The following is a 13,174-nucleotide window of genomic DNA, read 5'->3' on the forward strand; positions in this document are numbered from 1 at the left end:
GGATATTTTAATCGTTATGCAGCATTTCCAACTTGATTGAGTTTAAACGCCTCTTTGCCACTTCTTTGATTTCATTTTTCCTATCGGTAAGGTTTATAAATTAGCGTTTTAGCAGAATCAGTCAATTACCGTACATGCAACAAGAGCAAACTCAAAAACAAATCTTCAGTTCTTCTTCCAAACACCAAGGATGTGGTTCTGTAATTTCTTGGGAGCAAATCGAAGAAGGAATAAAAGGGAGTTTTCAGCGAGGATTCTTCCGCATTACTTTTTCCAACGAAGCAATCGCTAGAATTCAAATTAGCCAATCCGAATCCTTTGAAGAGAACCCCTATTCCGTGATCAAAAGCGACCCATTTTATGCTTTTGATATAGAAGAGGAAGAAAAATATCTACATCTCCAAACTGAAACCCTAAAGGTCCAGCTAAATAAAGTCAATGGAGTAATAAAATTTTATGACAGCCAAGGCCATCTCCTCAATGAGAATGATACTTTGGGAACAGCTTGGATAGGTACTGAGGTGAATTGCTACAAGAAAGTACAAGAAGGTGAGCGATTCATTGGCTTAGGAGAAAAAACTGGCGGTCTAGACCGAAGCGGTAAAGCCTTCACCAATTGGAATACGGATTACTTCGCTTATGGTGTGGGAGATGATCCACTTTACATGAGTATCCCTTTCTATGTAGGAATTCATTCCAAAGGTCAATACGGAATTTTCTTTGATAATACGCACAAGTCCGTTTTCAATTTTGGGGCAAGCACCAATCGCTTCATGTACTTTGGCGCTGAAGATGGAGACATGGATTATTACTTCATCCACCAAGCATCAGTATCAGGGATCATTTCAGAATTTACCAATCTTACAGGTCGAATGGAACTTCCGCCGATTTGGTCTTTGGGCTTTCAGCAGTGTAGATATAGCTATTACCCTGATTCTGAAGTCCTGACTTTGGCAAAAACCTTCCGAGACAAGGACATGCCCGCAGATGTGATCTACCTTGACATCCATCACATGGAAGCTTATAAGGTTTTTACATTTGATGGAGAAAAATTTCCTGACCCTAAAAGCCTCATCAAGCACCTCAAAAGTCTTGGTTTCCGAGTGATTGTCATCATGGATCCCGGAATCAAAGCCGAAGAAAACTATCTACCCTATCAGGAGGGACAGTCGAAAGGCCTTTTTGTCAAATACCCGGATGGGGCCGAGTACCAAGGTCAAGTATGGCCGGGCTGGTGCGCCTTCCCTGATTTTACCAAAAGTGAAACTCGGGAATGGTGGGCAGAGAAAATGGCTTTTTACACTGATGCCGGAGTGGATGGCTTCTGGACAGATATGAATGAGCCAGCCTCTTGGGGTCAATTTACTCCCAATCTGATCGAATTTGATTTTGAGGGTGAAGGCGCTTCCCATCGGAAGGCAAGAAATATCTACGGGATGCAGATGGCTCGAAGTGCACAAGAAGGCTCAAAGTTTAATTCCCCAGAAGAGAGACCTTTTGTCTTAACTCGCTCTGGATTTGCCGGAATACAGCGCTATGCAGCTGCTTGGACAGGTGATAATGTCGCAAGTGAAGAACACATGCTTGCCGGAGTCCGGTTGGTGAATAGCCTAGGAATTAGCGGTGTGTCATTTGCAGGATATGATGTGGGAGGTTTTGCAGGAGAAGCCAGTAAATCTTTATTCGCAAGATGGATGAGTATAGGTGCATTCTCTCCTTTCTATCGGGCTCATTCCATGATCAATAGTAGCGATGCCGAACCTTGGGCTTTTGGCGAAGAGGTGGAAGAGATATCCAGGAACTACATGAAGCTTCGATATGCTTTGTTGCCTACGATTTACTCCAAATTCTATTCTAGCACTCAAACGGGTTTACCCATTTGTGCAAGTCTCGCTATCGACTACCCACTTGATCAAAAAGTATATCATTCGGCGTACGAAAACGAATACCTATTCTGTGATTCATTCTTGGTGGCACCAGTGGAAAGCACCAAAGAGATCACTAAAGTATATCTCCCGGAAGATGACTGGTACTATCTATATACCGACGAATTTTACGCTGGAAAGAAAGAAATATATCTTGACTGCCCTCTAAATTACCTCCCAGTGTTAGTAAAAGCCGGAAGTATTTTCACCATGCAAAATGTAGTGTCTAATACCAGTCAAATTAATGATGGAGTGCTAAGGGTACACATTTACAAAGGCGGATTGGGAAGTGAGTTTATTCACTACGAAGATGACGGGCTTTCTACCAACTATCAAAGTGGTGAATTTTTGGAAAGAAAAATGAGCTATGATCCAGAGAAAATGGAATTGAATCTCGGTAAGCCAAGTGGAAACTTAGGCTCAGCTTATTCAGAAATTGAATTCTACTTCCATGGATTTCAGTTGGAAACGGTCACAGTAAATGAAAAGTCTCACAAGGTCGAAGAAAAAGACTTTGCCTTTATTGGCAAGCTGACTGAGTTTGACCCTCTACCGGAGCAAGAACACCCATACCACGAAATCAAAAATCTCAAGACCATTAAAATCAAAAACGATAAAGAGGAAATTAAAATCTCAGGACTTTTTTGATTCATAAATAAACCCAGCATGACCGAACAAAAAAAACGCCTAAGTTTCTGGCAAATCTGGAACATGAGTTTCGGATTTTTGGGTATCCAATTTGGCTTTGCCCTCCAGGGCGGGTTTATGTCCCGCATATTTCAAACTCTTGGGGCTGATAAGGACACCATTCCTTTTCTTTGGATTGCTGCTCCTTTGACAGGTTTATTGGTGCAGCCAATCGTTGGCTATTTAAGTGATCGAACCTGGCATCCGAAATTTGGAAGAAGAAAACCTTTCTTTTTCATCGGAGCTGTTCTAAGTACCGTAGCGCTTTTCTTTGCACCTTATTCTTCGGCACTTTGGATGGCAGCAGGAGCACTTTGGATCTTGGATGCTTCCATCAACATCAGCATGGAGCCTTTCCGAGCTCTTGTTGCTGACAAGCTTCCCGACTCTCAGCGATCTTATGGCTTCGTAGTCCAAACCTTGATCATCGGCATTGGAACATGGGTGGCATCCAATCTTCCATGGATGATGACCCAAATGGGCGTTCCAAACACTGCTCCTGAGGGAGTGGTCCCTGATTCTGTAAAATATGCTTTCGGAATTGGTGCATTGGTACTTTTTACTTCCATTTTGTATACCATTCTGACTACGGAAGAATATCCTCCTGAGAATATGGAGGAATTTGAAAAGGAAAAAGCTGACAGTAGCGGTTTCATGGCTGGTGTAAAGGAAATATTTAAAAATATCGCCGGAATGCCTTCTGTGATGAAAAAGCTGGGCGTGGTTCAGTTTTTTTCGTGGTTTGCTTTTTTCACGATGTGGAGCTTTGCTACTCCTGCTATCACGGAGCATGTTTTTGGTGCGACAGACACCACCTCAGCAGCTTACAATGATGCTGCTGACAGCGTAGGAAATTATCTGGGAACCTATGGGTTGGTTTCTATGATTTATGCTTTGATTTTGGCCTTTGTAGCTAGCAGAATAAGGATAAATCGTCGCTTACTTCACCTAGGTAGCTTGATAGCAGGCGGGATGGGATTTATTCTGATTTATTTTATTTCAGAGCCATGGATGCTTCATATTAGTTTTTCTCTGGTGGGAATAGCATGGGCCAGTATCCTGTCAATGCCTTACGCGATGCTGTCTAGTTCTGTAAACCCACGAAAAATGGGAGTATACATGGGGATTTTCAATATGTTTATTGTGATTCCGCAGATCATAGCCGCTTTAGGCGGAGTGAATTTCCTCTACAAATTCTTCTTTGGAGAAGCTGTGATCAATACCATGCTTTTGGCGGGAACTATGTTAATTTTGGCTGGATTTTCCAATCTTCTGATTACAGACAAGAAGGCTATTCATGACTAAAGAAAACATCATTCGGATTACAGGTGTACCCGAGCATTTCAATCTTCCCTGGAGAAAAATCGTAAATCAGCAACCCTTCCTTGAAAGGCAGGTCCGATTGGAGTGGATAGATGAGTCTCGTGGATCCGGCCAAATGAACCAAGCACTCCGAAATGGTGAAACGGACATTGCTATAGTGCTTACAGAGAGCTTCCTTAAAGACCATCAACAAGGCAACTCTTCGAAACTAATTGGCTTTCATGTCAAATCTCCCCTCATCTGGGGAATCCACGTTGGAAGCCAAAGCAAGTATAAAAGCCTTCAGGATATTCAAAATCCAAGATTTTATATTAGCCGACTCGGTTCAGGATCAAACCTTATGGCCTACGTTTTGGCGAAACGGGAAAATTGGAATTCCAAAGATCTGCAATTTGAGATAGTAGATAACCTTGATGGGGCACTGAGTCGATACAAGTCAGATCCTGATGCGATGTTTCTTTGGGAAAAATATACCACCATGCCTTGGGTAGAGTCCGGTCAACTTAGAAGAATCGGAGAAGTGCCCAGTCCATGGCCTTGTTTTGGAATAAGTTGCAGGCAGGAAGTCATTGACCAGTATGGAGATTTGATATTTGACCTACGCGACCAAGTTTACCAGCTATCCAATTCCCTACAAAAAGCCCCTAATTTAGCAGAAGAAATCTCCAGTTTATATCATTTGGACAAAGAACAAGTCTCTGAATGGCTGGTACAAACCGAATGGGAAACCGAATCAATTATTGATACCAATACCTTAAATCAAGCGATGGAGGAAATGGTAGAATTGGGAATTTTTACGGAAAAAATTAACCCGAAAGCCTTTTTAGCTAAAGACCGAATTCGTCTCACTAATTAAAAGTGAGGCAGGAAAATGAACACATACCCGAGCACCTTTACCGGAGATGTTTTCAATAGAAAGATTTCCATCCACCATCCTCACAAATTCTTTACAAACCTGTAGTCCTAAACCAGATCCCTTCTCTTTTTGAGTACCGGGCTTAGATTGGGTTATTGAATAGTCCTCCCTCAAAATCTGACTGATTTGCTCAGGGTTCACTCCTTTTCCTTCATCTTCGACACACCAAATTAGCGAGCTTTGATTTTCCTTGATAAAGGAACGAATCACTCCATTTTCTGGGGAATATTTGATCGCATTGCTTAAGATATTCCTCATCACGACTTCGATTAAATCCTGATCAATCATCAAGTCAAGATCTTCAGGAAGTTCATTTTTGATATGTAAGGACTTGGATTGTATCTGTCTAGACAGTAAGTGCTCTGTATTTTTAAATAGTGAGTTAAGGTTCACTTTGACTGGATTTAACTTAAACCCTTCCATCTGTGAAAGCGACCAATTCAGTGTGTTGGAAAGTGTGAAATGGACAGAGTCCACATCCTTTTTCAAGGTGTTTAATATTTCAAAAAATTCTTCCTGGGAAATATCACCACCCACTGTCATATCGATCAAGCCTTTCACGGAAGCGATAGGACCTTTCAAATCATGACTTAATATAGAAAACAACTTATTTTTTGTTTCATTAATCGTTTGAAGCTGTTCGGATTTCCTTTCCAGGTCAGCATTTTGTGAGGCTATCTTTTGCTGCTGAGCTACTAAGTCTGCATTGATTTTCCGTATATCCAAATTGAACTTTACCACCCAAAAACCAAGAACCAATACAATTATGGCTGCAATACTCATGATCCAAACGATCCGATTGATAAAGGCAAGCCTGTCCGCCTGATTTTGATTTTGAGCTTTTAGCAACTCCACTTCTGATTTTTCAAGATTATCCTGAAACATCCCCTGCATCAATGAAATCCGATCCTGATTCATTTTATTGGTAAGCGAATCATTGATGCTTACATAGGAATTAAGATGCTGCAATGACATTCTTAAATTTCCTTTTTGCTCATAGAGCTCTGCCAAATATTTATGAGACTTTGCAAGCTCATCCCTGAAATTATTAGCTTTTGAGACTTCAACTCCCTCTAGTAGGATTGCTTCCGCTTTGTCTAGTTCCCCTTTTCGCAAATACGTATCTCCCAGCCTATGCATGACACTTGCTAGAGTTGTACTCAAACCCTGTCTGCGTGCCATATCTAGTGAATTCTCAAAAATGATCGAAGCACTGTCTAGGTATCCTTGGGAAAGGTAGACATCCCCTATCACCCGGTTGGAAAAAGATGTGAGATAAGGCGATCCGGAAGCTTCATTGATGTTTATAGCCTTTTTTGCAAAAAATAAAGCTGAGTCATAATTGCCTAATTGACTGTAGATATAAGCCAAGTTGTTTAAGCTCCTAATCTGTGTGTAAAGATCATCCTTGCCCTCTACTGCGTCATAGGCATTTTGAAATTGGAGAAGGGCCATTTTGAAATTTTGCTGCTCGAAGTAAAGAGCTCCAATGTTATTTAGGATCCTGGCAATCTGGAGCGAATCGTTGATTTGAGTGGCAAGACCAAAAGCAGTTTCAGAATATTCAAAAGCAGTTTGCCATTTTCCACGACGATAATTTATCCATCCTATATTTTCCTTGGCTCTAGCTTCTCCTGATAAATATTGAATTTCCTTTGCAATCGAATCGGCCTCAAAGGAATAGTCCATAGCCTCTTGCTGTGACCGCTCCCGGAGCTCCGTTCCCAATTGATTAAGCACATCAACTCGGCTCTCTGAATTGAGAGAAGGCAAAAGATTTCTTAAACTATCTACATTAACTTGCTGGGCCAGTCCAAGTGGAATGCTTGCAAAGACCAGAAAACAAAGAGATAGGAGTTTTTTGTAAAGCTTATAACTCACAAACAATGGATTTTGCTTATAAAGATACTGATATCCAATAAATGTGAAATTCTTTTTTCAGCCAGCGCGAAAATCTCTTTTATAGGATTTAAGTATAATGGACTTTACTTTTTTAAATATTCCCAGTCCCAATCTTTGTTCATTCTGCTGATGGCATGATGGGCTGTCAAATCATATTGACAAGGAACTATCGAAACATAATTATTGGCAATAGCCCATTCATCATTATCTTCTCCTTTGTCAAAATTCACAAAATTACCTGCCATCCAGAAATACTTTCTTCCATTAGGATCGAAACGTTCCGAGAACTCCTCTTGCCACTTTGCATCAGCCTGTCTACAAAGCTTGATACCCTTGATTTCTTCATTTTGCTTTGGAGGAAAGTTCACATTCAAAGCAACTCCTTTTGAAAGCCCTCTTTCCAAAACCTGAGTAGCAATTTTCTCAACCCAGGCCTCCACATGCGAAAAATCTGCTTTAGATGAATAATCGCAAAGAGAAAAACCAATGGAGGGATACCCTTCCAATGCTCCTTCGATAGCAGCCGACATCGTGCCAGAGTATAGCACTGAAATGGAAGTATTGGAGCCGTGATTGATCCCACTGACAACCAAATCTGGAGTACGGTCTTTGAGCACATAATGCTTGGCGAGCTTCACACAATCAGCAGGAGTTCCACTGGCACTGTAGGCTTTTACACCTTCAAAAATCTCCTCCTCATAGAGACGCAGAGTTTCTCCAATCGTGATGGCATGTCCCATTCCAGACTGAGGGCTATCTGGCGCGACAACTACCACTTCACCCAATTTTTTCATTACTGATACGAGAACTCGAATCCCCTTTGAGGTAATTCCATCGTCATTTGAGACGAGAATAAGCGGTCTTGACATTAGTTTTTGTTCAATTCGTTGTAATAAGCAGCAATTCGAAGCAAATCTCCTCGCTTATCGTGCTCCAGACGATTTTTCCTCATAAAAAGACTTATTTCATCGTCATGACCTGGAAGCATCGCAAAAAGATCCTTTTTCTTCATGCTGTAACGTTGGATTTGATTGTCTTTGAAAAAATAATAATTGAAGGCTAAACGATAACCAATCATATTTTGTGGTCCCCAGAATGGATTCATTCCCACGGGTCCCCAGGCATTCATGTTTCTTGAGTCCGTGGCAATATATTCTCTACATAAGAGTGCGATTTCCTCTCCTTCTGTAAGCACCTCAAAGAATATAGGCGTCTCATAGTCGCCATTCAGTGAATATGGAAGGCTGTAAAATTTTCGAAGTCCACCGTAGATATCATCCAAGATTTCAAAATAAGTCACGTTGGAAGCCGTGAAAGTCGCGATGGTCTCTACCTGCAACTGCACGAGATTATTATCCAAGTCATATTTCACCAAGCCTGAATAGACTTGACCATCGGTAGTATGAATATTTCCTTTATGCCAAATCTGGGAGGGAAATTGATTTTGGGCAATCAGTAAGCTACCACTCATAAGTATGAGTGCTAGAGTAAGGATATATGATTTAATTATCTTATTCATATCTTAAGATACGATTTTGATCGTGTTCAGTTTATGATCTTTCTCAAAGAATTTTTTGAACTACTTGAGAATATTATGTCCCATTTTATCTCGTTTGGTTCTCAAATAATTCTCATTGTGAGGATTTGGAGCGATTTCGATGGGTACCTGCTCCACAATCTCTAAACCATATCCAATCAGACCTACCCGTTTTTGCGGATTATTCGAAATCAATCGGATTTTTCCCACACCCAAGTCTCTGAGAATCTGGGCACCTACTCCATAGTCCCTGCTGTCCATAGGAAGACCCAATGCTAAATTGGCCTGCACAGTGTCCATGCCTTCCTCCTGAAGCTTGTAGGCTTTCAGTTTATTGATCAAACCAATACCACGGCCTTCTTGGTTCATATAGAGAATCAGCCCCTTTCCTTCTTTTTCTACCATTTCCATAGCTGCGTGAAGTTGAGGACCACAATCACATCTACAACTTCCAAATATATCCCCTGTCACACAGGAAGAATGCACTCTAACCATGATTGGCTCATCCTTCGTCCAAGTTCCTTTGATTAGCGCAAGATGGATTTCTTGCGTATTTGTTTGTCTAAATGCAATCAAATCAAAGTTTCCCCAAGTGGTAGGCATTTCAACACCTATTTCTCGCTTAATCAGGGATTCATGTTTGATTCGATACGCAATCAAATCCTTGATCGATACTAATTTCAAATCGAATTGCTTAGCAACCTCGACCAAATCAGGCAGTCTAGCCATGGTACCATCCTCATTCATAATCTCCACAAGGACACCTGCTGGCTTGAGACCTGCCAAACGTGCAAAATCGATAGCTGCCTCTGTATGTCCTGCACGACGAAGTACTCCGCCTCGCTTGGCTTTCAGTGGAAAAATATGTCCTGGCTTCCCTAATTCACTAGGGTCAATCGCATCATCCACCAAAGCCTGAATGGTTTTTGCCCGGTCCGATGCTGAAATACCTGTGGTACATCCATGCCCAATCAAATCGACTGAAACGGTAAAAGGTGTCTCAAAGGCTGCTGTATTATGACCAACCATGAGCTCCAGGCCAAGTTTCTCACAACGATCCTCCACCAGAGGCGCGCAGATAAGACCACGGCCATGCTTTGCCATGAAGTTGATGATTTCAGGGGTAACTTTTTCTGCAGCGCATACGAAATCACCTTCGTTTTCACGGTCCTCATCATCTACTACGATAATGACCTTTCCATCCTTTATGTCTTCGATGGCTTCCTCAATGGAGTCCAATTGATAATTTTCCACGGATAATTTTTTGAATAAATGAGTGGACAAATTTACGTCCTTTCGATTCTAAAACAGACCATTGCCAAAGAAAGTTTGGTTTACCCAATAACTATCCCCAGTTCCCGGTCAATCTGTATATGTACTTGCTTCAATCCCATATAAATCTCCTGAAGCTCGGTAATTTGCTCGTCTGTGTACTGCTCCGAGTGAGCATTTTTGATTTTCTGTAGTGCCTCGTCCATCATTTTCAGAACGAACTTGCGTTTATGCCTCAGGATGGACTTATAACTCGTCAATGTAAGATCATCTTCTTCTTTTGGGATAAAAATCTGGAATTTATCAGTCCAATGCACCGATGCTTCTCTGCGTGGAGTAATCAAATCGATGACCTCATTTCGAATTTCTACATCATCCAAAGTCAAGAAATAATCCGAATCCACTACCTGACCATTTACTAAATTCTGTCTGAAAAGGTCCAAAATTTTAGCATAAAGCGGATGGTGGATGGTAAGGTCTTCTGTTTCAGCAAGTAGGTACTGGCAAAGATTCAAAGATTCCCCATCGAGTTCTTTTAGTCCATAATTCAATAGAAGACGAATCAATTCCCTTTCTTGGATTTGAAGAGCCTCAGAAACCGAAAAACCCTCCTGCTCTACTGAAAGTAAGTCTTCAACCGCAGCTTCTTGTTGCGCTACTTCTTCTGATTTTCGATGATAATCCCGTTGTACCTTGAGCAGGATTTTATTGACCTCTGCATAGATGATTCCTTCCTCAATATCCAATAGCGAGGCAGCTTCTTTGGAATAAACTGATCGGATGATCGGATCTGGTATTTTGGCAATACTTTGGACGACCTCCCGGATCACCTCTGCCTTGCGTATTGGATCCCGCTCGTATTCATCCCGATACAAGTTGATCTTGAAACCGATAAAGTCTTTGGCGTTTGCAGCCAAGTAATCTTGAAATGCCTGAGATCCTACCTTTCGAGAGTAGCTATCCGGATCTTCTCCATCTGGAAAAACGACAGCCTTGACAATCAAGCCACCTTCCAAAAGTAAATCTATACCGCGGAGTGAAGCTTTAATACCGGCGGCATCCCCATCGTATAATACGGTAACCTGATCGGTGAAGCGTTTGATCAGTTTTATTTGACCTTCGGTGAGGGAGGTACCTGACGAAGCCACGACATTTTCGATCCCCGAAAGATGCATCGATATCACATCTGTATATCCCTCCACCAAAAAGCAATTGTCTTTTTCCCTGATGGATTTCTTTGCCTGAAACATGCCATAGAGCACATCGCTTTTGTGGTAGACAGGCGTTTCGGGTGAATTGATGTATTTGGGCTGGTTTTTATCCTTGGTCAGAATCCTGGCTCCGAAAGCGATCGGCTTTCCGCTGATATTGTGAATAGTGAAAGTGACCCGATTACGGAAACGATCATATCTGCGAGACGGATCCCCGTCCTTTTCGAGGATGAGACCAGCTTTCAATAAAATATCTTCCTGAAAACCAGCTTTTTTAGCTGCATTCAGAAGATTATCCCATCCATCCAATGCGTACCCTAAATCAAACTTTTGGATAATCTCAGGTCCAAAACCCCGCTCCTTGAAGTAACTCAGCCCGATGGATCGGCCTTCTGCAGTTTCTAGATTTTTGACAAAAAAGTCCCGGGCAAAACCGAGTGCAATCAGTAAGCTTTCTCTTTCACTTTGGGCCTGCTCCTGCTCTGGTGTCTGAGCTTCCTCTTCCTCTACCTCGATACCATATTTCCCAGCCAAATGCCTAACAGCCTCCTGAAAACCTAAGCCTTCAATATCCATGACAAATTGGATGGGGTCACCAGCCTTCCCACATCCAAAGCATTTGTAGATTTGCTTGGCAGGTGAAACAGAAAAAGACGGGGTCTTTTCACCATGGAAAGGACAGCAGGCCCAGAGATTCTGACCTTTGCGCTTAAGTGGGACATAATCAGAGATCACCTCCTCGATGTCCATTCTGTCCTTGACCTTATCGGTGGTATGCTTGCTAATTCCCATAAATCTAGATTGACAAAGTTAATCCAGTGCGTGGAATTGATGGCCTTTTCTGAGAACTAATTGGGAAACATCGTAGTTTATCAACTGCGATTATATCATAAAGCTTCCCAAAGCCATTATTTGAAACTATCTTGCGACAAAATTTTCCACAATGCAACTTTCTAAAGAAGCCATATTAAAAAGTCTTTCACGAGTAGAAGATCCTGACCTCAAGCGCGACTTGGTGAGTCTAGGAATGATTCAAAAAATTCATATTGAAGGCAAAAAAGTAAGTTTCAGTGTCGTATTAACTACTCCAGCCTGTCCTCTCAAAGAAGTGATCAAAAACAACTGTATTGAGGCATTGGAAGAAGATTTTGGACAAGATTTTGAGTGGGATATCCACATGACTTCCCAAGTCACTACAGTACGCGAGGCTACTCCAATTTTGCCTGATGTGAAAAACATCATTGCCATTGCTTCCGGAAAAGGAGGAGTGGGAAAATCTACTACCGCTTCCAATTTAGCTGTTGCACTCGCCGAATCCGGCGCAAAAGTAGGCTTGATCGATGCTGATATTTCAGGACCATCGATTCCGACCATGTTCAATGTAGAAGGCGAGCAGCCTTCGGTGAAAAAAGTCGGAGACAAAAATGTGATCCTTCCGATCGAGCAATACGGTGTCAAGTTAATTTCAATTGGTTTTCTGACCCCAGCAGATTCGGCAGTAGTATGGAGAGGCCCTATGGCAAGTTCTGCCCTTAGACAGTTTATTTCAGATGTAGAATGGGGTGAATTGGATTATCTATTAATCGACCTACCTCCGGGGACCTCCGACATACATTTGACCATGGTACAAACTGTCCCTGTGACTGGAGCAGTGATCGTCACTACTCCTCAAAAAGTCGCATTAGCGGATGCTACGAAGGGATTAACGATGTTCAAGCAGCCACAAATAAATGTACCTGTTTTAGGTGTTATTGAAAATATGGCTTACTTTACACCTGAAGAACTCCCTGACAACAAATATTACCTATTTGGAAAAGAAGGAGGTAAAAAATTAGCTGAAAAATATCAAGTGGAATTCTTAGGTGAAATCCCTATCGTACAGAGTATCCGTGAAAGTGGAGATACAGGCTATCCCGCAGTATTGAAAAACGGAATTACTCAGAAAGCGTACAAAGAGTTAGCAGAGTCTGTAGCCCGTCAAGTAGCCATCAGAAATGCTGAAAAGAAAAAAACTGAAATCGTAGAAATTAAAGCATAAATAATGCAGCCAGAGTTAAGAGAACAAATTGAATTTGCGCTTGATGCCATCAGACCATATTTGGAAGCCGACGGAGGGAATGTTCGTATCGTAGAACTTACAGATGAAATGGTGCTCAAGATTGAAATGACAGGCTCCTGTAGTTCTTGCCCTATGTCATCCATGACACTTAAAGCTGGAGTAGAGGAAGCTATCAAGCGAGCCATTCCCGAGATCGTTCGAGTGGAAGCTGTGAATTTGACGACAGCTTAAGTACACTTTGATGAGGAGGTCTCTTTTTAAGATTTGGTCAAATCTGCTCTTAGTAGCTTTATTAGTTTTTTTGGCTAGAGTTTCGTTTGGTCAACAATTTACTATTAGCCC

The 13,174-nt window shown here is 41.7% G+C and carries 10 protein-coding genes; 5 read left to right on the plus strand and 5 right to left on the minus strand.

Features of this window, described 5'->3' with window-relative positions; translation table 11 throughout:
- Positions 1-134 precede the first annotated feature (134 nt).
- The 3 genes from CDH51_RS04640 to CDH51_RS04650 are packed head-to-tail and all read left to right on the plus strand — an operon-like array spanning position 135 to position 4,791.
- Entirely contained in the window at positions 135-2,573 is a 2,439-nt protein-coding gene (locus CDH51_RS04640) for a glycoside hydrolase family 31 protein (RefSeq protein ID WP_100627460.1), read from the plus strand.
- A gap of 18 nt (positions 2,574-2,591) precedes the next feature.
- Positions 2,592-3,917 (plus strand): MFS transporter, encoded by a 1,326-nt coding sequence (locus tag CDH51_RS04645; RefSeq protein ID WP_232724741.1) that lies wholly within the window; start codon positions 2,592-2,594, stop codon positions 3,915-3,917.
- Positions 3,910-4,791 (plus strand): type 2 periplasmic-binding domain-containing protein, encoded by an 882-nt coding sequence (locus CDH51_RS04650; protein WP_100627461.1) that lies wholly within the window; start codon positions 3,910-3,912, stop codon positions 4,789-4,791. The genes CDH51_RS04645 and CDH51_RS04650 overlap by 8 nt, the downstream gene beginning before the upstream one ends.
- On the opposite strand, the gene CDH51_RS04655 is transcribed toward CDH51_RS04650, so the two are convergent.
- The 5 genes from CDH51_RS04655 to dnaG form a co-directional block, all read right to left on the minus strand.
- On the minus strand, positions 4,759-6,732 hold the full coding sequence (locus CDH51_RS04655; RefSeq protein ID WP_157807042.1) for a tetratricopeptide repeat-containing sensor histidine kinase: 1,974 nt from the start codon (positions 6,730-6,732) through the stop codon (positions 4,759-4,761). The two genes, CDH51_RS04650 and CDH51_RS04655, sit on opposite strands and share 33 nt — an antisense overlap.
- 104 nt (positions 6,733-6,836) lie before the next feature.
- A complete protein-coding gene (gene surE, locus CDH51_RS04660; RefSeq protein WP_100627463.1) occupies positions 6,837-7,622 on the minus strand; it encodes a 5'/3'-nucleotidase SurE in 786 nt (261 codons plus the stop codon).
- Positions 7,622-8,272 carry a hypothetical protein gene (locus CDH51_RS04665; RefSeq protein ID WP_100627464.1) on the minus strand — a complete coding sequence of 217 codons (651 nt, stop codon included), beginning with the start codon at positions 8,270-8,272 and terminating at the stop codon, positions 7,622-7,624. Before CDH51_RS04665 ends, surE begins: the two co-directional genes overlap by 1 nt.
- A gap of 60 nt (positions 8,273-8,332) precedes the next feature.
- The gene (locus CDH51_RS04670; protein WP_198514259.1) at positions 8,333-9,544 is read right to left on the minus strand and encodes a bifunctional 3,4-dihydroxy-2-butanone-4-phosphate synthase/GTP cyclohydrolase II; all 1,212 of its coding nucleotides are present in this window, start codon (positions 9,542-9,544) and stop codon (positions 8,333-8,335) included.
- Between the two features lie 80 nt (positions 9,545-9,624).
- A complete protein-coding gene (gene dnaG / locus CDH51_RS04675) occupies positions 9,625-11,565 on the minus strand; it encodes a DNA primase (protein WP_100627466.1) in 1,941 nt (646 codons plus the stop codon).
- A gap of 151 nt (positions 11,566-11,716) precedes the next feature.
- Between dnaG and CDH51_RS04680 the strand changes: the two genes are divergently transcribed.
- On the plus strand, positions 11,717-12,811 hold the full coding sequence (locus tag CDH51_RS04680) for an Mrp/NBP35 family ATP-binding protein (protein ID WP_100627467.1): 1,095 nt from the start codon (positions 11,717-11,719) through the stop codon (positions 12,809-12,811).
- A 3-nt stretch (positions 12,812-12,814) separates the two neighbouring features.
- Positions 12,815-13,063 (plus strand): NifU family protein, encoded by a 249-nt coding sequence (locus tag CDH51_RS04685; RefSeq protein ID WP_024281844.1) that lies wholly within the window; start codon positions 12,815-12,817, stop codon positions 13,061-13,063.
- Positions 13,064-13,174 lie beyond the last annotated feature (111 nt).

The sequence above is a fragment of the Algoriphagus formosus genome (genome assembly GCF_002807035.1).
Taxonomy (GTDB): Bacteria; Bacteroidota; Bacteroidia; order Cytophagales; family Cyclobacteriaceae; genus Algoriphagus; species Algoriphagus formosus.